The sequence below is a fragment of the Natronobacterium gregoryi SP2 genome (assembly GCF_000230715.2).
GTDB lineage: Archaea > Halobacteriota > Halobacteria > Halobacteriales > Natrialbaceae > Natronobacterium > Natronobacterium gregoryi.
This window is the reverse complement of record NC_019792.1, coordinates 1,584,073-1,604,977: the sequence shown is the minus strand read 5'-3', so window position 1 is coordinate 1,604,977 and position 20,905 is coordinate 1,584,073. Positions and strand designations below refer to the sequence as shown.

At 63.4% G+C, this 20,905-nt stretch carries 21 protein-coding genes; 7 read left to right on the top strand and 14 right to left on the bottom strand.

Annotated features, from left to right (window positions below; genetic code table 11):
• Positions 1-399: 399 nt before the first annotated feature.
• The gene (locus NATGR_RS20540) at positions 400-1,320 is read right to left on the bottom strand and encodes a DUF5518 domain-containing protein (RefSeq protein WP_005578593.1); all 921 of its coding nucleotides are present in this window, start codon (positions 1,318-1,320) and stop codon (positions 400-402) included.
• 222 nt (positions 1,321-1,542) lie between these two features.
• Between NATGR_RS20540 and NATGR_RS07885 the strand changes: the two genes are divergently transcribed.
• Positions 1,543-1,869, top strand: a complete 327-nt coding sequence (locus NATGR_RS07885) for a hypothetical protein (RefSeq protein ID WP_015233452.1) — start codon at positions 1,543-1,545, stop codon at positions 1,867-1,869.
• 26 nt (positions 1,870-1,895) lie between these two features.
• On the opposite strand, the gene NATGR_RS07880 is transcribed toward NATGR_RS07885, so the two are convergent.
• The 9 genes from NATGR_RS07880 to NATGR_RS07840 form a co-directional block, all read right to left on the bottom strand.
• On the bottom strand, positions 1,896-3,059 hold the full coding sequence (locus NATGR_RS07880) for a [LysW]-lysine hydrolase (RefSeq protein ID WP_005578598.1): 1,164 nt from the start codon (positions 3,057-3,059) through the stop codon (positions 1,896-1,898).
• Complete coding sequence (locus NATGR_RS07875; protein WP_005578600.1) at positions 3,056-4,210, bottom strand: aspartate aminotransferase family protein; 1,155 nt, start codon at positions 4,208-4,210, stop codon at positions 3,056-3,058. The genes NATGR_RS07880 and NATGR_RS07875 overlap by 4 nt, the downstream gene beginning before the upstream one ends.
• Complete coding sequence (locus NATGR_RS07870; protein ID WP_005578602.1) at positions 4,207-5,061, bottom strand: acetylglutamate/acetylaminoadipate kinase; 855 nt, start codon at positions 5,059-5,061, stop codon at positions 4,207-4,209. The genes NATGR_RS07875 and NATGR_RS07870 overlap by 4 nt, the downstream gene beginning before the upstream one ends.
• A 1-nt stretch (position 5,062) precedes the next feature.
• The gene (argC, locus tag NATGR_RS07865) at positions 5,063-6,145 is read right to left on the bottom strand and encodes an N-acetyl-gamma-glutamyl-phosphate reductase (protein ID WP_005578604.1); all 1,083 of its coding nucleotides are present in this window, start codon (positions 6,143-6,145) and stop codon (positions 5,063-5,065) included.
• Positions 6,145-7,071, bottom strand: coding sequence for a lysine biosynthesis protein LysX (gene lysX, locus NATGR_RS07860; protein WP_005578605.1), 927 nt, complete (start codon positions 7,069-7,071; stop codon positions 6,145-6,147). The genes argC and lysX overlap by 1 nt, the downstream gene beginning before the upstream one ends.
• Positions 7,068-7,232 carry a lysine biosynthesis protein LysW gene (gene lysW, locus NATGR_RS07855; protein ID WP_005578607.1) on the bottom strand — a complete coding sequence of 55 codons (165 nt, stop codon included), beginning with the start codon at positions 7,230-7,232 and terminating at the stop codon, positions 7,068-7,070. The genes lysX and lysW overlap by 4 nt, the downstream gene beginning before the upstream one ends.
• A gap of 224 nt (positions 7,233-7,456) precedes the next feature.
• Positions 7,457-8,935, bottom strand: coding sequence for an argininosuccinate lyase (gene argH / locus NATGR_RS07850; protein ID WP_005578609.1), 1,479 nt, complete (start codon positions 8,933-8,935; stop codon positions 7,457-7,459).
• Positions 8,936-8,937: 2 nt separating this feature from the next.
• Positions 8,938-10,215, bottom strand: a complete 1,278-nt coding sequence (locus NATGR_RS07845) for an argininosuccinate synthase (RefSeq protein ID WP_015233451.1) — start codon at positions 10,213-10,215, stop codon at positions 8,938-8,940.
• Positions 10,216-10,519: 304 nt separating this feature from the next.
• Positions 10,520-11,659 carry a helix-turn-helix transcriptional regulator gene (locus NATGR_RS07840; protein WP_015233450.1) on the bottom strand — a complete coding sequence of 380 codons (1,140 nt, stop codon included), beginning with the start codon at positions 11,657-11,659 and terminating at the stop codon, positions 10,520-10,522.
• 117 nt (positions 11,660-11,776) lie between these two features.
• Between NATGR_RS07840 and NATGR_RS07835 the strand changes: the two genes are divergently transcribed.
• From NATGR_RS07835 to NATGR_RS07825, 3 genes are read left to right on the top strand one after another with little or no spacing between them, the layout of a single operon-like run.
• Positions 11,777-11,962, top strand: coding sequence for a DUF7554 family protein (locus NATGR_RS07835; RefSeq protein WP_005578615.1), 186 nt, complete (start codon positions 11,777-11,779; stop codon positions 11,960-11,962).
• 60 nt (positions 11,963-12,022) lie between these two features.
• Complete coding sequence (locus NATGR_RS07830) at positions 12,023-12,523, top strand: 2'-5' RNA ligase family protein (RefSeq protein WP_005578617.1); 501 nt, start codon at positions 12,023-12,025, stop codon at positions 12,521-12,523.
• A gap of 49 nt (positions 12,524-12,572) precedes the next feature.
• Entirely contained in the window at positions 12,573-12,923 is a 351-nt protein-coding gene (locus NATGR_RS07825) for a putative periplasmic lipoprotein (protein WP_015233449.1), read from the top strand.
• Positions 12,924-12,935: 12 nt separating this feature from the next.
• Here NATGR_RS07825 and NATGR_RS07820 read toward each other — a convergent pair whose 3' ends face one another.
• Together NATGR_RS07820 and NATGR_RS07815 are read right to left on the bottom strand one after the other, a co-directional pair.
• A complete protein-coding gene (locus tag NATGR_RS07820) occupies positions 12,936-15,107 on the bottom strand; it encodes an ATP-dependent DNA helicase (RefSeq protein ID WP_049887783.1) in 2,172 nt (723 codons plus the stop codon).
• 299 nt (positions 15,108-15,406) lie between these two features.
• Complete coding sequence (locus NATGR_RS07815; RefSeq protein ID WP_005578623.1) at positions 15,407-16,087, bottom strand: class I SAM-dependent methyltransferase; 681 nt, start codon at positions 16,085-16,087, stop codon at positions 15,407-15,409.
• A gap of 224 nt (positions 16,088-16,311) precedes the next feature.
• Between NATGR_RS07815 and NATGR_RS07810 the strand changes: the two genes are divergently transcribed.
• From NATGR_RS07810 to NATGR_RS07800, 3 genes are all read left to right on the top strand, one after another.
• On the top strand, positions 16,312-17,481 hold the full coding sequence (locus NATGR_RS07810; RefSeq protein ID WP_005578624.1) for an extracellular solute-binding protein: 1,170 nt from the start codon (positions 16,312-16,314) through the stop codon (positions 17,479-17,481).
• Positions 17,482-17,605: 124 nt separating this feature from the next.
• Positions 17,606-19,261, top strand: a complete 1,656-nt coding sequence (locus NATGR_RS07805; RefSeq protein WP_005578626.1) for an ABC transporter permease — start codon at positions 17,606-17,608, stop codon at positions 19,259-19,261.
• Positions 19,262-19,326: 65 nt separating this feature from the next.
• Positions 19,327-19,905 carry a DUF7090 family protein gene (locus tag NATGR_RS07800; protein ID WP_005578628.1) on the top strand — a complete coding sequence of 193 codons (579 nt, stop codon included), beginning with the start codon at positions 19,327-19,329 and terminating at the stop codon, positions 19,903-19,905.
• An 89-nt stretch (positions 19,906-19,994) separates the two neighbouring features.
• On the opposite strand, the gene NATGR_RS07795 is transcribed toward NATGR_RS07800, so the two are convergent.
• Both NATGR_RS07795 and NATGR_RS20735 read right to left on the bottom strand, forming a co-directional pair.
• Positions 19,995-20,780 (bottom strand): DUF7089 family protein, encoded by a 786-nt coding sequence (locus NATGR_RS07795; RefSeq protein ID WP_005578629.1) that lies wholly within the window; start codon positions 20,778-20,780, stop codon positions 19,995-19,997.
• The gene (locus NATGR_RS20735; RefSeq protein WP_015233448.1) at positions 20,780-20,869 is read right to left on the bottom strand and encodes a hypothetical protein; all 90 of its coding nucleotides are present in this window, start codon (positions 20,867-20,869) and stop codon (positions 20,780-20,782) included. Before NATGR_RS20735 ends, NATGR_RS07795 begins: the two co-directional genes overlap by 1 nt.
• Positions 20,870-20,905 lie beyond the last annotated feature (36 nt).

Genomic DNA, 20,905 nt, shown 5'->3' with positions numbered 1-20,905 from the left:
GGAACTCGATACCGACGACGTGGACGAAGACCGAAACGGGTCCGGTTATCACGCGACGTCGTCGATGCTGCCCTCGGATTTGTTCGGGAAGCCGGACAGCACGCGCCAGTACTATCGTGGACGCCCTCGGTTCGACTGCATTCACGAGCGGGAGTGCAGTGACAGCCCCCCACACCAGCAGCGTGGTCCCCCCGACGAGAGAGACGACACCGGGAACACTGTATTCGATGGTGTCCGTCCGCTGACCGACTCCGTATCCGACGAGAGCGAGTCCGAGACAGAGAAGGAGAACGCCTTCTATCCGACTGTGTTCTGTGCTCGAGTCACGGGAGGCCATACATCATCAGAGTGCACCAGTAACTGTAGGATTTGTCACACATCGTGTTCGAATCGGCGATCCTACTTGCGGAATACGTAGTACAGCACTGCACAGACGCCGCCCCACCAAACTGCCACCGACAGCGTGTGTTCCAGGCTGGTCTTGCGTCCCGGTGGATCGCCGACGAGCAACCGGAAGGATGCGAGAACGACCACGATGAAGACGAAGAGCGTGCCGGCTTTGGCCAGCGCCACAGTATCGTTTCGAACTGTCGTAAGCAGCCAGTTGCCGATCAGTGCGCCGACCATTCCGACCAGCATGGAAAGACCAGCGGCAAATACGTAAAACACGACGAGGAACGTGACTTGCACGCCGCTAAACCAGAGCGACTGCGTCAGGTCACTGATGAACACGAGCGTATCGACGAACGGCCAGAGTGCCGGAAAGAGAGCGACGAGTCCGGTCCGCGAACCGACCCGCCGCTCGTCGAGTTCGCGCCCGCTGGCGAGAAACCCGACGAGCAGTCCGGCGACAAACACGGGTTCGAACCCGTACGAGTACCCGTTCGACGACTGCCAGTAGATAAGCACCGAAAACGGAGTCGAGGCGAGACCGACGAGAATCGCGTACCGCCACGTGTCGTCGGACGCTATCTTCTGGAGGGCTTTCATCGAACCGTGTCGTAGATACAACACTATGGACTTATAAAGCCGACCACACGACTCGCCCTCGACTTCGGAGCGGCATACGGCGTTGGCGAGCGAGACCGTCCGCTCTCGGCCTCGTAAACGAAAACACCGGTACTCGAGCAACCAGTTGCGCAGCGGCTTCTGGGGGTGTAGTCGGGCCTCGTCCCGATCGAAGACGATCGAGCGATCGCTCTCGACGACCTGGTCGGAGGTTCCACCGCAGTGGGCCAACAGGAAGTGCATGACCGACGCCTCGAGGATGCGAGAGAACAGGGCAGCGCGCCGAGTCGATTCCGACGGCGTCTCATTCACCCGGGACGGTTCGGAACCGGCGAGTGTGCGGCGGCAGCTCCCAACCGAGACATGGGTATGTCACCTCGTAGTGTGTCTCCCCATGGCATCGAAAACAGCACTCGATTCGGCGTCGGGCGCGGAACCGCACTCGAGCCTTGACAGGCCGGAACCGTCGGCGGCATCGTCGCCGCGATCGCATTCGGCATCCTGCTGTCCGTCCAGACGCCAGCCATCCTCGAGATGGGCATTCCGGCGATGTACGGCCTCGAGGGTGGACTCGTCGGCTGGACGACCCACGTCGCCCACGGTGCGGTACTCGGCGTCGTCTTCGCCGCGATCGTTTCGACCACGAATCGAGACCTGACTCCCCGCAGTACGGTCGCCGCCGGACTCGCCTACGGACTGGCCGTCTGGGTGGCCCTCGCGGTTCTCGTCATGCCGGTCTGGCTCTCGACGGTCGGCGTCGAGATGGCACCGGCCTTCCCGAACGGCGACGCAACGAACCTGATGAGACACGCCGTCTACGGCGTCGGGCTCGAGGTGGTGTCCGTCCTCCTCGAGCGGTAAACGAACCGCGTCATGTGATTACTGCGTCAGCGATCGTCGCCGTCGGAGAGCGTCGTTGCCACTCGCTCGAGGATCTCGACGGACTGGTCGAACGCCGCAAGCGAGAGGCGTTCGTCGGGCGCGTGATCCAGGTCCGAATTACCCGGGCCGTAGGTGGCCATCGGGCAGTCCCACGCATCGGCGTAGATGTTCATGTCACTGGTGCCGGTCTTCCGAACCAGGCGTGGTTCTTCGCCCGCGTCGCGGATGGCGACGCGGAAGGCTCGTGCGACCGCCGTCCGTGGGCTCGTCATCACGGGCGGGACCTCGTCGTTCCAGGTGACGGTCCCGACCTCGAGTTCGGCTTCCGCAGCCTCGCGGACGGTCTCGACCTCGAGTTCGGGCGGGACCCGGAACTGGACGTCCATCGTCGCTTCGACCGAGAGGCCGTCGTCGCTGACGCCGCCGTCGACGTCGACCGGTTTGGTCGTTACCTGCTCGAAGACGGGCACTTCGGCGGCTTCACCGCCTCCGTTTCGTCGGTCCGGCGGACCGACGCCGTCTTCCTCGCTCTCGAACTGCTCTTCGACGGTCGCCCACCAGCGGATGGCACGCTGGATCGCGTTCGGGTCCGGCCACGAGGTGTGACCGGACTCGCTGGTCGCAACGTAGGTACCGGCGAGCAGGCCACGATACCCCAACGTGATTCCGTCGGTGCTGGAGGGCTCGCCGTTGACGACGGCCTCCGGAGGCTCGTCTCGATCGTCGACTAGGTAGCGTGCGCCTTTCGAGTCGATCTCTTCGCCGACGACGCCGACGAACGAGACGCCCGTACGAACGGCAGCGGCCGCCATCGCAGCGAGCGGTCCCGTCGCGTCGACGCTGCCACGGCCCCAGAGGACGTCTTCACCCTCCTCGTCGGCGACCTCGGCCTCTACGTCCTCGGTGTCCGCTGGCTGCACGTCGACTGGAATCTCGCCGGGGACGGTGTCGACGTGCGAGGTCAACAGCACGGCGTCGTCGGCCGGCGCGCGAACGTTACCGATCTCGTCGATCCAGGCCTCGCGGCCGTGCGCCGCGAAGAACTCGACGAGCCGTTTGGCTGCTTCGGTTTCTTCACCCGTCGGCGAGGGGATCGAGACGAGGTCGATCAGCAGGCTTCGGGCGTCCTCGAGTGAGACGTCGTCCATGTCGTCCATCTTCGCGTTCATGAGTCGGCTGCTGCCGCGGGTGCGAGGACGGTCGATAGCGCACTGACGATCTCGTCGGTCTCCGTCTCGTCGATCACCAGCGGCGGCAACAGGCGCAAGACGGTCCGGCCCGCCGGCAGCGCGAGCACCTGGTGGTTCATCGCCAGGTCGCGGGCGACGCGGTTCGCCCCCCGTTTCAACTCGAGGCCGACGAGCAGTCCCTCGCCACGGATGTCGCGGACCTCGTCACCGACGGCTGCCTCGAGTTCGCTCGTGAGGGAGTCGCCCATTTCGGCGGCGTGAGCGGGCCACTCCGCTTCGAAAAGCGTCGAGATCGTCGCGTGGACCGCCGCGGCGACGACGGGGCCGCCGCTGAAGGTGGCGTTGTGCGAGGCCGCGCCGTTGGCGATCCAGTCCTGTACTGCAATACCGCCGACCGGCAGGCCGTTACCGAGCCCTTTCGCCGTCGTGAGCACGTCGGGCGTCACCTCGGCGTTCTGGCAGGCCCACATCTCGCCAGTCCTGCCCATACCGGTCTGGACCTCGTCCAAGACGAGCGCCGCGCCAACTTCTTCGGTGAGTTCGCGGGCGTGCTCGAGATAGCCTACCGGCGGAACGTTGATTCCACCTTCGCCCTGGATCGGCTCGAGGATGACGGCCGCGGTCTCGTCGTCGACGGCTGCGGCGAGCTCCGCGTCGTCGCCGTACGGAACGAACTCGACGTCACCAGCCAGCGGCTCGTACGGGTCCTTGTACGCGTCTTTCCAGGTCGCCGCGAGCGACCCCATCGTCCGCCCGTGGAACGAGCGAGTTGCGGCGACGATCTTCGACTCGCCGGTTGCCGACCGCGCGAACTTCAGCGCGGCTTCGTTGGCCTCGGTGCCGGAGTTACAGAACCAGGCCGACTCGAGACCGTCGGGCGTCGACGCGACGAACGCGGCGTAGGCGTCCTCGCGCGACTGGACGGGAAACGAGGAGTCGACGAACGTCAGGTCGCCGACTTGCTCCTGAACCGCCTCGACGACCGCGGGATGGCTGTGTCCCAGCGGCGTGCAGGCGTAGCTCGCGCCGGCATCCAGATACTCGGTCCCGTCGGGCGTGTAGAGGGACGATCCCTCGCCCCGTTCGAAGGCGATCGGCTTGCTGCCGGAGACGAAGTCGTGGTCGCTCACTGTCTCACCTCCTCGCCGTCGGCGACTGCGCCGGGATCGAGAGTCGTCCCCTCTCCTGCGAGCGCCTGCGAGATCGGTGCGTCGGCGTTTGCCGTCGCGACCGTTACGCTCGAAGCGCCGCTCTCGAGTGCCTCCTCGGCCGCCATGACCTTCTTCGTCATGAACCCCTCCGCGGCCGATTCGACCGCCTCGAACGCTGCGGGCGTCGCGGCCACGTCGATCTTCGTCGACTCGTCTGCGGGGTCCTCGTAAATCCCCGACACGTCGGTGAGGACGACGAGCTCGGCCTCGAGTGCGCCCGCGATCGCCGCCGCGGCACGGTCGGCGTCGGCGTTGACTGCGGTGTAGCCGCCGTCTTTCTCCGCGCCGAGAACCGGAACGGAGACGACGGGCGTGTACCCACTCGAGAGGAGCGTTTCGAGCAACTCCGCGTTCACGGACTCGATCGTGCCCGAGTGGTCGCCGCGTTTGATCTTCTTCTTGCCGTCTTCTTTCACGCGGACGGCGGACTTGCGTTTCCCCTCGAGCAACTTCCCGTCGGTACCCGAGAGGCCCACGGCGTCGACGCCCTCGTTCTGCAGGCTCTCCACGAGGTCGGTGTTAAGTTTCCCCGGCATCACCATCTTGAAGATGTCCATCGTCTCCGCGTCGGTGAACCGTCCCACTACTCCTCCGGGCGTCTCGACGTACGTGGGCTTCGTGCCGAGATCCTCGAGGGTCTCGTCGACGGCGGTCGAACCGCCGTGGGTGAGGACCACGTCTTCCCCCTCGCCGACCAGCGAGGCGACATCCGCGAGTGCACCTGCGGGATCGACGGCGCGTGCGCCGCCGACTTTCACGACGACCGTCATCTCAGGGTGCCCCCACGGGGTGAAACCCCGTACACTCGAGTCCAGCCGTCTCCTCGAAGCCGAGCGCGACGTTGGTGGCGTGGACCGCCTGCCCGGCCGATCCTTTCATCATGTTGTCGATCGCCGAGAAGACGACGACGCGTTCGTTCGAGCGATCGAGTTCGAACCCGACCTCGGCGTAGTTCGTTCCGGCGACCGCCTTCGGCTCGGGGTAGCGGTAGACGCCGGAGCCGCCGGCGGCCATGCGGACGAACGGTTCGTCCTCGTAGCAGCCACGATACGCCTTCCAGCAGTCGCCCTTCGAGACCGGGCCCGACGGGAAGACGTGGCTCGTCGCGCTCGCACCACGGACCATGTCCACGGCGTGGCAGGTAAAGGCGACCGAGGTCCCGAGAAACTGCTCGATCTCGGCTTCGTGGCGGTGGCCCGTCGGCGCGTACGGACGGACGACGCCCGATCGCTCGGGATGGCTCGAGGCCTCGCCGCCGCCCGCGCCGCCCTCGCTCGAGCCGACTTTCACGTCGACGACGACCTGCTCTCCACCCTCGAGCACGCCGTGCTCGAAGAGTGGATACAGCCCCAGGATAGTCGCGGTGGCGTTACAGCCGCCGCTGGCGATAAGCTCGGCGTCCTCGAGGTTCTCGCGGTTGATCTCGGGCAAGGCGTACTCGGCCTGTTCTAAGTACGCCGGCGCGTCGTGGCCGTCGTACCACTCGTCGTACTGCGCTTCGCTCTCGAGACGGAAGTCCGCCGAGAGGTCGACGACCGTATCGGCCACGTCGAAGAACTCGTCGATTTGGCCCATCGAGACGCCGTGTGGCGTCGCCGCAAACAGCACGTCGATCGACTCGAGGTCGTCAGGCTCGGTAAACCGGAGGTCTGCCCCACGCAGCGGTGGGTGAACGGAGCCGACGCTCTTGCCGGCCTTCGAGCGACTCGTCACCTCGCTGATCTCGACGTTGGGGTGGCCCGCCAGCAGCCGAAGCAGTTCGCCGCCCGTGAAGCCGGTGCCGCCGATCACCGACGCGGTGACGGTCTCGCCGGCGTCGTCAGCCGACAGATCGGTTTCCGTGCCCGCGGCCATCAAACGGTCACCTCGAGTTGATCGTCGTCGGCTCCTGCCTTCTTCTCGAGCCAGTCGACGACGGCGCTGGCGACGTCGGTCTCGACGGCCTCGTCCAGTGCTTTGAACTCGACGGTGTGGTTGACCTCGTGGACCGTATACCGCTGGCCAGACTCCGTCTGGCTGCCCTCCGAGTGTGACTCGGAGACGTCTTCGGTCTCCATCAGATCGACGCCGAGCAGCCCGCCGCCGACGGCGTCGCTCGCCTTCTGGACTAACTCCTGTGCCTCGTCGTCGAGTTCGAAGACGTCGGTTTCGGCACCTTTCGCGGCGTTGGTGATCCAGTGGTCCGACGAGCGGACCATCGCCGCGACGGGGTCGCCGTCGGTCGCGAGCACGCGAATGTCACGTCCCGGCTTCTCGACGTACTCCTGGACGTAAAACACCTTGTGCTCGTAGTGGCCAAGCGTCGCCTTGTGCTCTAAAATCGCCTCGGCCGCGTCGGGTGAGTCGATCTTCGCCATCAGCCGACCCCACGAGCCGACGACGGGTTTGAGGACACAGGGGTAGCCGAAGGCTTCGATGGCGTCCATCGCCGTCTCTTTCGTAAAGGCGACTTTCGTCGCGGGCGTGGGAACGCCCGCTCCCTCGAGCGCGAGACTGTTCTTGACCTTGTCCGCACAGACTTCGGCCGTCTCGTTGCTGTTGACCACGGGAATCCCGTAGGTCTCGAAGAACGTCGTGGCGTACAGGCTGCGGCTCGTGGCGAGACAGCGGTCGACGACGAGATCGAGGTCGGCAAACGCCTCGGGAACCTTCCCGACGGCGAACTCCTGGTTACGGATGTCGATCTTTTCGACCTCGTGGCCGCGCTCGCGCAACTCGCTCAACAGGAGCTTCTCGTCCTTGCGAATCCGTGAGTAGAGGATTCCTATCTGCAATGTCACTCACCCCAGTCCTCTTCGAGCTCTGGCGCTCGCTCGAGGACTGGCGGCGCAGTGTCGACGACTTCCAGTTCGGCACCGCAGGTTGTACAGTCGATGATCTCTCCAGCTTCCAGATCGTCGTGCAGGGACGTTTCGGCCCCACACTCGACACAGTTGGTCATCGTACTCGCTATTGCGACACGCCTATTCTTAAAACTATCGAAATTAGCAGTAAAATTATATTATTATAAATGGTTCTAAAGAGTCAGCGAAACTGTTTACGGCAAGATCTAATTTAGCATGTCAAATTTTGTATTATCGGTCCCCGCGAGGGGACCGCCGCTCTCGCCGCAGTCGCGTCCACCCCCGTAGTGGTGTTCCCGGCGACAGCGGTCGTCGTGTAGCCTCACACATACTCGGTTACCTCCGCGCGGAGCTGTACGTGTGCCTTCTCGAGTGTATCGTCTCTCTCCGTGAGTTCGGTCTCGTCGTTCTCGACGGCCTCGCGGACCGCCTCGAGCTGGTCGGCGACCGCCTCGGGTGCGGGTCCGCCCTGCGAGTCGCGGCTCGCGACGCTTTCGGCGGGATCGAGCGCATCAGTGACGGCCACAGGGTCGACGTACGACTCGAGCGGTTCGCCCAGGACCGTTTCGGCAGCGGCCTCGAGGGCGTCGTAGTCTCCTCCATTCTCCGCCGCCACTGCGACCATCTCGTGTGCCGTCCGAAACGGCAACCCGTTCGCCGCCAGCAGGTCGGCGACGCCGGTCGCCGTCGAGAACCCCTCCCCCGCTTCCGCCGCGAGGGTCTCCTCGTTCCACTCGGCGGTGGCGACCGCGCCCGCTGTGACCCCGCTGGCTTCGGTGACGGCGTCGACGGTCTCCCAGGCGTGAGTCGTCGCACGCTGGAGGTCACGGTTGTACGCGCGGGGCAGTCCTTTCAGCGTCGTCGTCAACCCCTGGACCGTCCCCGCGGCGTCGCCCGCGACCGCGCGGACGAGCTCGAGCGTGTCCGGGTTCTTCTTCTGGGGCATGATCGACGACGTCGAGGAGTAGTCGTCGGAGAGGGAAACGAAGCCGCGGTTCGCGAAGACGATCACGTCCTCTGCCAGCCCCGACAGCGTCGTCGCGTGGGTCGACAGCGCCTGCACCGTCTCGAGCAGGAAGTCACGACTCGAGGCGGCGTCCATCGAGTTCTCGACGACCCCGTCGAACCCCAGTAGTTCGGCCGTGCGCTCGCGGTCGATCTCGAACGTCGTGCCCGCGAACGCCGCGCCGCCGAGTGGCGACTCGTTGACCCTATCGTACGCCTCCAGCAGGCGCGCCGTGTCGCGACGCACCGCACCCTCGTAGGAGAGCGCCCAGTGTGCGACGGTCGTCGGCTGGGCCGGCTGGAGGTGCGTGTAGCCGGGCATGATCGTCTCGTCGTGTTCCTCGGCGACTGCAAGCAGCGACTCGCGAAGTGCGAGCGTCGTCTCGATCGCGGAGAGAACGTCTTCTCGCAGGCGATAGCGGAGACAGGTCGCGACCTCGTCGTTGCGCGAGCGAGCGGTATGCATCTTTCCACCATCCTCGCCGACGCGATCGATAACGGCCGTCTCGATCGCCTCGTGGACGTCCTCGCCGTCAGGGAGGCTATCGTGGCCGTCGACCTCGATCGCGTCCAAGGCAGTGAGGATTGCACCTGCCGTCTCGTCGTCGATGGCTCCCTGTTCGGCGAGCATCACGACGTGTGCACGGTCGACCGCGAGATCGGCCGCAAAAATCCGCCGGTCGGCCTCGAGCGAGGAGAGAAAACTCCGGGCAGGACCCCCGCTGAATCGGTCTCGCCGGACGACACTCTCGTCGTCGCCGCTGACGCTCTCGTCGTGACCGCTCTCCTCGAACATCGTTAATTGCCGTCCGTGGAGGCGTTCCCGCCGTCGGTCGCGAGCTCGACCGTTTCGCTCCCGTCTTCGCTCTCGCTTTCGTTCCCGTCGCCGTCGCTAGCTTTGCTCTCGAGGACGCCGTTGGCCAGGCGACGCTGGAAGCCGTGGTACTTCGCGACGCCCGTCGCGTCCGCCTGATCGATCTTGCCGACCGTCTCGGTGTCGAAAGAGGCGTGTGCCGCCGAGTAAGCCGCGTACTCGCTGTCACGAGCGACGGGGCGAGCCTTGCCACCCTCGAAGCGGATCGTCACCGTCCCCGTCACGCGTTTCTGGGTCTCGGCTATAAAGCCCTCGAGCGCGCTCACGAGCGGCGCGTCGACGAGCCCTTCGTACCCTTTCTGGGCCCACTGCTGGTCGATCTGCTGTTTGAACTGGCGCTCCTCCTGGGTGAGCACGAGCCCTTCGAGGGACTCGTGGGCGTTCAGAAGCGTCGTCGCCGCCGGATGCTCGTAGTTCTCGCGAACCTTCAGGCCGAGCATACGGTCTTCCATCACGTCGGTGCGGCCGACACCGTAGGAGCCCGCCAGGTCGTTCAGAGACTCGATGAGTTCGACGGGCTCGTACTCCTCGCCGTCGACGGCGACGGGATACCCCGCTTCGAAGGAAATTTCGATCTCTTCGGTTTCGCCCGTCGGCTCGTCCGTCCAGTCGTAGATTTCCGTCGGCGGAACGTAGTTCGGGTCCTCGAGTTCGTCACCTTCGACCGAGCGGCTCCAGAGGTTCGTGTCGACCGACCAGTCGCCACCGCTGCCACCCTCGACAGGCAGACCCTTCTCCGCGGCGTACTCTTTTTCCCACTCGCGGGTGAGTCCGAGTTCACGCACGGGAGCGATGACCTCGAGGTCCGAGTCGCGCCAGACGGCTTCGAACCGCAGCTGGTCGTTTCCTTTGCCAGTACAGCCGTGAGCGACGCCCTCACAGTCTTGCTCCGTCGCAACCTCGAGAATCGCTTTCGCGATCACCGGACGCGCGAGTGCGGTTCCGAGCGGATAGCCCTGGTACGTCGCGTTCGCACGCACCCCCTCGAGACAGCAGTCAGCGAACTCTGCTTTCGCATCGACCACGTAGTGCTCGAGGTCCAGCGCCTCGGCGGTCTCTTCGGCTTCTTCGAACTCCGATTCTGGTTGCCCGACGTCTACCGTGACGCCGATCACTTCGTCGTATCCGTACTCTTCCTCGAGCAACGGCACACACACTGTCGTGTCCAGTCCGCCCGAGAACGCGAGTGCCACACGTGTCATGTCGTATCCGAATAGAACGAAGGGACGGACTTAAATTCATCGGTGCTTATTTAGAAATTTAATGTTAGAGTGTACTCTAACCGGAGAAATATAGTTTTCGGGGCGTCGAAACGGACGGGATCGAGGGTGAGTATGTATGACGGGCTCAACGGGCCCGTCGCCGTCGCCGCCGGGAAACGGCAGACCCACCGGTAGCGAAAAGAGCGAGCGCGCTACCGGTGGACTGGCTCATCGGTATCGTCGTACTCGCCCACCCTATTAAAACCTACCCGTGGCGCAAATGTTACGACCGCAAACGCCTTCGTCACTCCTCGTCGCCGGCGCGCTCGTCGGGGAGTGACAGTACGTTCTCGCGCCCAATCCGGAACACTTCGATTTCGTCGTCCTCTCGAAGCCCGCTAACGACCTGACTGGTTTTAGCTTCGGTCCAGTCCAGTTTCGAGACGACTTCCTGTTGTTTGATCCGACCGCCCCGCTGCTCGAGTAACTGGAGAATGCGCTCCTCGTTGCTCAACAGTTCTGGTGGCGGACTATCACCGTGAGAATCGTCGGTTCCGCTCGGAGCTGTCGCTCCTGTTGACTCCGACTCGTTCGCGTCACCGCTCGGCGCGAGTATCTCTTCGTGTCTGATCCACCAGCCTACAGCACCGACGGCAACGAGCAACGCGAGCGCGCCGAAGACAGTGACCCACGGCATCCCGGGATCGGCGTCGCTCTCGTCGACCGGATCACTGACGTTCCCGCCCTCCATGAGATCGACCCAAGGCTGGTCTTCCGTAAACTCCGTTCCGTCACCGTCCCAGAAGACCGCTTCTTCGGGCGGATCGTCCGGCGACGGCTCGGCGGCGTCGACGACGTACCCATCCGGCGGGAAGACCTGTAACGTGGTATCCGACGGGAGCGTAAAGCCCGAGAGGGCATCGCCCGCCTCGATCCGATTCAACTCGACGTAGGCAAACGACGTCCACTCGAAGCGAAACTCGACGTGACCGAGCTCCCGCGGCGCTGAACTCACGTCAGTCACCACCGACACGTTCCTGATCTCCATGTCGCGCTCGGTCTCGTTTTGCCCATCCTCGAGAATCTCGCTCCAGTCCGCCCGCTCCTCGGTGGTGTACGCCTCGGCGTTCGCTTCGACGTCCGCCTGAAGATCGGTCCAGTTCGCATCTGAGTCGTTCTCGAACCGGTAATCGACGACGAACGTCGCAGAACCGTTCTCGTGAACGAACACGTCGATGTGGACTTCGTCCGCGTCGTCGAGTTGCTCACTCTCACTGGCCGTCTGCTCGGTCTCGTTGGTCGTTTCCTGCAGCACTGGCTGCTCCGATCCCACATCACCCACCCCGACTCCACCGGGCGTGGCCGACGCGACTGGCAGGAGTGCCACCGAGCACCCCACCACTGCAAGTATACAGACCAGGGTCCACAACCCCCTCGCGTCCATCATTTTACAATGCCGGTGCTGGCTAAATAGGTCTTTCCGACGACAGCTCCGAATCACTAGCCTGCTTGACCCCCACTCGACGGAGCGTTTTTCAAACTGTCCTCCAAAAGAGAACGTATGCTCGGCTCCCGCGGTAAACTCGAGGTAGAGACGCTGCTGAAGATCGTCCTCGCACTGGTCGCGATCCTGCTTGCGATCGAGGTCCTGAACGCCCTCGTCAGCGGCCTCCTCGGCATCCTACAGCCGCTGCTGATGTTGGCGATCCTCGCCCTCATCGGCCTCTGGCTCGTCGACCGCCTCTGATCTGGCCGACCGACGAGGCGTCAGACTGATACCTCCCTCTCTCCTCGTTACTGCCAGTCCGTGTACAGCGTCAACGTTCCCGTCCCGGGCCGGGTTCGAACGCTCGCAAACGAGCTCTACCCCGAACTCGTGGGATTCGACTCCGTCCGAGAGACCCACTCCTGTCTGCTCAAACGGCTCGGCGAGGCCGACCACGTCGCCCAGCTCCAGCACCGCACACATCGCGCTCTCGAGGGTGCTCCAGCAGTCGAAGCGACGATCACCGGTATCGACTACTTCGAAGAGCCACCACTGGGCTCTGCCCCCGTCGTCTACCTGGCGGTCGAGAGCCCCGGCCTCGAGGCGATCCACGCCGACCTCACCGACGCGTTCGACATCATCGAGGGTCTCGAGGGTGCCGATTACGTCCCACACGTCACGCTCGCCCGCGGTGGCGACGCCGCCGCCGCAGCACGACTCGCCGAGCGCGAGATCGATCCCGTATCGTGGACGGTCAGCGAACTCGAATTCTGGGACGGTTCCTACAAACTGCCCGTGAGTCGCGTCTCCTTGCCCGCCTGATTCCGATTCGGCCAGAAATTATTACAGGTTGCTGTCGCTACCTCGAGCCATGCATCGACGATCGTTCGTTGCGCTTGCAGCAGTAACGCCACTTGCAGGTTGCTCCAGTTTCTTTGGAGGAGGTGTCGATACCACGTTGAGTACCGGCGAGTCCGTCTACTTCGAGGCCGAGGAAGGGGCCGACCTGACGGTCTCGGTCGACATCCAAGAGATCGAGGAAACCACGGGTGAGGCCGACGCCGAACGCGACTCCGTCGGCGTCCAGATCGCCCACGAGGAAGGGAGCTGGGCTCGCACAGAAGACATCGAAGGTTCGGATACGTACGAGATAACCGTCGAGAACGACGGTGAGCACAGCGTCACGGTATACGGTGGCACTGCTTCCGTATCGATCGAATAACGACGGGGACGGTCACGGTGCCGGCGGCCCGTCGTCGTAAGCGTCGCGGTCACCGTAGAAGTTGAGCATCGCGAACTTGAGCTTCGTCGGCTCGATGTCGATCAGCTCCTCTCGTTCTTCGTGAGGGAAGGTGCCGTTGACACTGTACTTGCCGAGGTCCGACTTCGCCCGACTCGAGTACCGACGGTCGAGCAACGCCCGAACACCGACATCGTCGGGCGACCGGATCACGCGACCCAGTGCCTGTCTCGTCTTTCGAACCGTCGGAATCTCGACAGCGTAGCGCCATCCCGTCTCCGTGCCGTCGAACGCGACGTCGTAGGCGTCCTGGACCGCTTCGGAACGATCGTCGAGGTGCGGATAGGGCACCCCCACTACCAACACTGTGCGTGCGTCCTCGCCGTCGAAACTCACACCCTCAGCGAGCGTTCCCCACAGCGAGGTACAGAGTACGGCGTCGTCGTCCCCGACGAACTCCTGGCGACGTTCCTCGACGGCCACACCCGGTTCGTCCACGTAGACCGCCCGATCCGTCCGCGACTCGAGTCGATCCGCGTACCGGGTCGCCTCGCCGTAGTTGGGGAAAAAGGCAAGCGTGTTTCCAGGCGTCATCCGGACGGCGTCGTAGATAGCGTCGGTGACTTCCTCCTGGACGGCGGGATCTTCCCGGTCCGAGGAGAAAAGCGGCGGCGTCTCGACCGCGTAGGTTCGACGGTTCTTCTCGGGAAACTGTAGCCCGTAGGCCAGTGCGATCGGGTCTTCGAGACCGAGAACGTTCTCGGTGACCTCGAACGGCTGAAGCGTCGCGCTCATCAAGACGGTGGCGGACACCTCCTCGAAGAGCCGACCCGTAACCTGCCGCGGGAGGCAGGTGTACAGTTCCGCGCGGCCGTAGATCTCGTCGGTCCCGGCGTCGCGGGTGACCGAGACGACCGGATACAACCCTTCCTTCGCGCCTTCGTTCATCCAGGCAGAGACGAACCCCGCAGCCTGAAGCGTCTGACACTCGGTTCGCGTCGCAGTCTCACCCTCACGGTAAGCCTCTTCGTACTCCTCGTCGAGTCGCTGGCCGAGTTGCATCGCAGCCTCGAGGTCGTCGTCGATCCCCTGACCCGAGTACCGCTGCAGGAACTCGAGCGTGAGGTCGTCGCGTCTGTCCTCGTTGACGATGGCGATGTCCGACCAGTTCTCGCCGATTCGCTCTCGCTGCCCGAACCCGAAAGAGTCCTCGTAGGTCTCGGCGAGCGCCCGGTGAAACGCCGAGAGGACGTTCGCAGCGTCCTCGCTACGGGGATCGTCGCTCTCCTCGAGTTCGTCCAGTGCGGACTCGAACGTTCGTTCCGAGCAGGTTCGGGTCGCGTGCTCGCGGGCGGCGTCCTCGACGTTGTGTGCCTCGTCGAAGACGGCGATGACGTCTTCGGGATCACGGCCGAGCCACCGGAAAAACTGTTCTCGAATCGTCGAGTCGAGCAGGTGGTGGTAGTTACAGACGACCAGATCGACACCCTCGATCCCCTCTTTCAGGAGTTCGTAGCCGCAAAACTCCTGACGTTCGGCGTACTCGTAGATCTCGTCCGGCGTGCGAACGTCCTCGAACAGCCAGGCGAAAAAGTCGTCCGTGTTCTCGGTCAGGTTGTTCCGATAGTAGTCACAGACGTTCTGTTCTTCGAGGTCCTCGAGGCGCTCCTCGGTCGACTCGAGTTCGTCCATCACGGCCGAACGAGCGTCTGCTGCCGACCCGTCGCCGTCCTGACTCTCCGCGAGCAGTTCGCGCTGACGACGCTCGAGTTGGGTTTTCTCCTGCTCGGCATCGACGAGTTCGCGAGTGTTGTCCCGCAGTGTCTGGCACTCCTCGTACCCGACGTCGATGTGACACATCGACCCCTTCCCCTTGAAGACGACGGTACGAATCTGCTCTTCGCGTGTGATCGCGCGGGCTTCGGCGACGAACTGTCGCATCTGCTGGTGGACATCCGTCGTGATGACGACCGTCTTGTCTTCCTCGCGGGCGACCTCGAGAGCGGGGACGAGCGAAGACAGCGTCTTGCCGGTCCCACAGGCCCCCTCGAAGAGAACGTCCTGACCACGGCTCAGGGCGTTGTGAATCCGGCCCATCGCCTCGCGCTGATTCTCGTACGGCTGCTCGTACGGAAAAAAGCGCATATAGCCGCTCGTTTCGGACACGATGGGTGATACGTCCCTGCGTCGATAAAAGCGTTCGTCTCGTTTCACCGTCTTTCAACAGAAACGAAAGGTTGCACGGATCGGCGACGTGACCGAACAATAGGGCGGTGAACTGTCACACGATGCTGTCCGCTCGACCCCTGCCTGTTCGCTCCTCGATTCCGACAGAGCGTCGGAACACTCGTCACTCGTACGGAATGCTGTAACGATGTACTGGTTCGACCGCAGGAGCGCGGTCGCGCCGGACATGACTGACAGCGAACCACATCAGGGCGACGGAGTATGCGCTCGTATCTCTATCAAGGGGTGACGCCGACCGTCAGCAGCGTGCCGTACTCGCGGTAGCGTTCGACCATCGCTTCGCGGCTATCCCAGTCTTCCGTCGGGAATTCGGCCCCGCTGGGTATCGTGATCTCTCGGTCAGGAATGTTGTCCTGTTCGGCGACGGAGAGACCGGCATCCCGGAACGCCTCGCGGTACTGCTCGCGATCCCAGCGAGTCATCTCGACCTCGATGTACTCCTGCCACTCGTGGGAGTGGACGTTCTCTTCGTAGTAGTTGACTGCACAGTAGAAAGTGCCTCCCGGACGGAGCACGCGGGCGATCTCCTCGAGGGTGTTGTGCGGGTTGGCGGCGTAGTAGAAGGCTTCCATGCTCCAGACGTGGTCGATCGAGTCGTCTTCGAACGGGAGGTTGTCGAAGTCGCCACAGACGTACTCGATGTCGTCCTCGTCGGTGTAGTCGCGGGCGTTACGGACCATCTCGGGCGAGCCGTCGAACCCGTAGGACGGGCCCGTGTTCGCGGTTTCCCTGAGTGCTCGCAGCGCGTATCCCGAACCCGTCCCCAGATCGAGGATCGTATCGCCTTCCTCGACCGGCATTCGTGCGAGCGCGTGTTTCGCCGTGTGCCAGTGGCGCTCTTCCATACCCTTGTCCTTGCCCGCTGTGGCCCACTCGTCGAACTCCTCACGAACGCTCATACCCACAGGGTCGTCCTCCGACCGCAAAACGGGTTCGGGTTCCGACGGCGCTGGAAGTACCGATAACCTCTTTAGGAGAGCCTAAAAAGAACCAGATAGCGGAGTTTAGGCCGGCCGAAATAGCGACCGCCGCCGTCGGACAGATCGCAGCACGCTCGTTTTAGCGCCCATACTCCGGGATCGACCGGAAGTTATATGTGTTTTAGGCGAGCCTAAAGCTAGACATGCGACGACGCGACAGCAGTTCGACACAGCAGTCGACGATCGACCGACGACGATTCCTCGCCGCCACAGGCGTTTCCGTCGCCGGCATCTCGGGACTCGCGGGCTGTCTCGGCGAGACCGGCGACAGCGCACCGATCGCCGATGTCGACCCACTGTCACAGGCAGTCAGTTCGACTGCCGTGTCGTGGGACGACCTCGGCGACCTCGAGGGCGAGATCAACATCTACAACGGTCGAACACCGGACCAGATCGATCCCGTGTTCGACGCGCTGGAAACGGAGTACGACGGCCTCACGATCAACACCGACGACGACGATACTGACGTTCACGTCAACCAGATTCTCGAGGAACAGACCCATCCGGCCGACCTGATGTACTCTCAGGACCCGGGTGCGCTGAACGAACTGTACAACAACGACGTCCTCCAGCCGCTCCCGGATGACGTCGTCGACGCAGTCCCCAGCAGTTACCAGCACAACGACGGCTACTGGACCGGCGTCACCGGACGAACGCGTTCGATCCAGTACAACAGCGACCGCCTCGACGAGACGCCGTTCGACAGCTGGGACGAACTGCCGACCGACATCAGCGAGTACGCCCACGACGATCGATTCGAAGACATCATCTCGACGCGACCCAACTCCGGCACCTTCCGGGGGTTCATCCAGGCGATGGTCGAACTCGAGGGAGAACCGGAGACCCGCGAGTGGGTCGAGGCGATCGCCGACGATCAGAACGCACAGACGTTCGAGAGCGGCGGCAACCAGGCCGAAGCCGTCAACAGGGGCGGCAACGACGATCCGATCGTCGCGCTCGGGAACAGCTACTACGCTGCCCGTATCCTCAACGAAGATCCCGACGCACCGATCCGAACGACGTACACGGAAAACGACGCGGGCTGTCTGTTCAGCGTCGCCGGCGTCGGCGTACTGAACGACGTCAACGACGCGGAACTCGTCGCCGAGTTCGTCCGCCACCTCCTGGCAGAGGAGGGCCAGGAGTTCATGATGGACGCGAACGGCGAGTATCCCGTCGTCGAAGGCGTCGACTACGTCGGGCCGCTACCCGACCTCGAGGAGATCAACCCGCCGGAGTTCGACCTGAGCGACTTCGACATGGAACTCCAGGAAGCAGGGGACCTGATCGACGAGCATGGACTGGGTGTATAGACCGTAGACACACTCAGACTGCCGTTTTCGTGACTTCCTGCACGGTGGGATGGTCCGGTGGATTTAGGTTGACCTAACTCCAAGCGCTCAATCAGGTTCGTGCTCTCGAGGAACTGATCGGACGATGAAATCACTCACTACCTATCTCGATTCTTCACGGTCGGTTCGCGACCGGATCACAGAGACCGACCGGTCGTCGGTTGCACTGGCGGCTGCGAGCGCTCTCGTCGCCTTGCTCGTTATCTCGCCGATGCTCTGGCTGGTCCTGCGAGTAGCCGAGGTCGAACCGGCACGTGCGTACGATCTGATCGTCTCCGGCCGGACCGCCTTGATTACGATCAACAGTATCGTCCTGATGGCACTCGTTACGCTGTTTTCGATCGGTCTCGGCGTCCCCCTGGCCGTGTTGACGACCCGGACTGACCTCCCGTATCCACGATTCTGGACTGTCGTTGCCGCACTCCCGCTGGTCATCCCGAGTTACATCGGCGCAATCGCGTTCGTCGACATGTTCGGCTCCGGTGGCGAGGTCGATTCACTGCTTGGAACGACGATCCCGTCAGTAGACGGCCTTTCGGGCGCGATATTCATCATCACGCTCTATACGTACCCCTACGTCTTCCTGACGACCCGTGCCGCGTTGCTGTCGATGGACAGTTCGATCGTCGACGCCGCACGCACGCTCAACGCCAGCCGCCTCGAGGCATTTCGCCGAGTTACGTTTCCCCAGATCAGGCCAGGGATCGCCGCCGGCGCTTTGCTCGCCGGCCTCTACGCGATCTCTGACTTCGGAACGCCCGCGTTCATGGGAGCGGATGTCTTCACGAGCCGGATCTACTGGGAAGCAACTGAGTTCGGCCGCGAGTACGCAGCCTTGCTCGCCCTGCAGTTGATCGCGATCGTCGCCGTCGTCCTCGTCATCGAAGCCGGCATCGGACGCGACGAAGACGCCACCGGTGGCGGCGGAAGTGGCACCACGATCCAACTCGGCTACTGGAAGTGGCCCGCGATGGGATTCGTCTCACTGCTTGGCCTGCTCACCCTCGTCGTCCCCGTCTCGATCTTCACGAGCTGGCTGTTCCGCAGCGAAGGCGATCCGATCCCGTCCTACGAGTTCCAGTGGCGGATCACCTACGACAGCGGCGGATTATCCGTCGGTAGCGGCTGGGAAATTATCTACAACTCCGTCCATCTTGCCGTACTCGCTGCACTTGTCGCGTGTCTCTTTGCGCTACCAGTCGCCTACTACTCCGCACGGCACAAGTCCCTGCTCTCGAGAGTGCTCGAGCGAGCGACCTACGTCGGTTTCGCCGTTCCAGGCGTCGTCATCGGGCTCGCACTCGTGTTCCTGGGGAACCGGGCCCTGCCATCGCTGTATCGACAAGGAATCCTGCTGCTCGTGTTCGCCTACGTCGTCCGATTTCTCCCGCAGGCAGTCGGTACCATCCGTTCTTCGGTCCTGCAGGTCGACGGCAAGACCATCGAAGCCGCACGCACGCTCAACGCCAGCCGCCTCGAGGCGTTTCGCCGAATCACGCTGCCGTTGATCATGCCGGGCGTGATCGCCGGTGGCGTACTGGTCTTCCTGACGACGATGAAGGAACTGCCAGTCACGCTGATGTTGCGTCCCATCGGCATGGAGACGCTCGTCACGCTCATCTGGAACGCCCAAGACGCACTGGCTTACCGGTATGCCGCCGTCCCGGCACTCCTGCTCATTCTCATCTCCGGACTCTCGATGCTCGTCCTGTTGTTACAGGAAGACAGTACCCTTAGCTGATCTCTCGGCACGTATATCCCGCTAATCCGCACTATTAAGTCGATCCCGAAAGTTGGTCACACAGTATGGACTACACGCTCGAGATAGATGGGACGCCGGAGACGGTGCCGGGTGGGACCGGTATTCTCTTGCTGCATCCAAGTACCGGCGAAACAGACCGTATCGACACCGATTTCCTCAAGACCGACACCGACCACTTCCTCGTCGTCTCTACCCGAACGACCGCACGCGAAGTCAAACAAAAACTCGAGCACTACGACGTCGACGAGGAACGCGCCGAAATTCTCGACACGCTGTCGATCGAACGCGGCTACTCTCGACGGAAAACCGACACCATCCACTACGTCGCCGCACCCGACGACGTCGACGGCATCGTCGACCACATCGACGGCTTCCTCGACGAACACGACGGTAAACTCCGGCTCAGCTTCGACTCCGTCACCGAACTCGCCTACTACGCCGGCGACGACCGGGCACTCGAGGCCGTCGAGCGAATCTGCAAACTGCTCGAAGAGTACGACGCCGTCGGGCTCTTCCACCTCTCGGAGGAACCCCACGACGCGGCAGTCGTCGACGAGTTCAGCACACAGTTCGACGGCGTCATCGACCTCGACGAGGACGGCAGCGTCGACGCCGAATTCTGAGTCGTACGGATACGGTTTCCTGTCCGTCGATTCCGGCGCAACCGCGACCCGGAGGCAGTTGCACCGGTAGACCGGTACAGCAATCCGTATTAGTCGTCGGCCAGCGAGTCGAAGGTCTTTTCGGCCCACCTGACGGCGTACTCCGCACCGTGGTCGCGATAGGCGTCCGTGTCGAGCGCGGCGAACGGGGCAGGGAGTTCGATCGCGTGTTTGATCGCTGCACAGGCAAGTTCCGTCGCGTCCGCAAACTCCGTCTCACCACGGGCGACCGCTCGAGGGAGTCCTGAGACGCGGTCCTCGAGGCGACCCCCTGCATCCTGCCAGGCGTCGGCCAAAGCCAGCTCTTCGTCGTGCCACTCCGCGAAAACCTCGCGGCTCTGGAGTCCGACCCAGCCGTCGTACAGCGCCGCCGCGACCTGATACGTGCTGCCAGCATCCAGGGCGACCGCCCGGTCGAGGTCGGAATAGGCGTCCTCGAAGAAGCCGAGGAAGTGTTCGGGCACCTCGAGTCCGATTTCGACGAACGCCTCAGCAAGCAGGAAATCGAGGAACGGCTCGGGCGTTCCCTCGACTCTGGGTTTGACGAGGACGATCGGCGGATCGGTCTGGCAAGTCCAGGCGATGCTGCCGTCGCCCGGCATCCCGACCGTCAGATCCGAGCCAGCGTACCGGGCGAGCAACGTCGGCGCGTCCGCCGGAAGCCACGACGACGGATAGGTCGCCGGTTCGAGCGAATCGACAACGAGCCCGAACTCTTCAGCCTGTGCTGGCGGTAGCGTCTCGAAGTCCGTTTCACAGTCGAAAACCAGCGCTTCGGGAGCGTTGACATCCCGAACTCGCCCGACAGCGCTCGAGAGCTCGCGGGTCTCGAACATCAGGCGAGTGCGGTCTGGGCGATTAGCAAGACTGACAACAGCGCCGATGCAGCGACCGTGCCGAGGACGATCTTGGTTGCAGTGCTCATAGGCAGAGGATATCACGCGCGTCGCTTAAATCCATC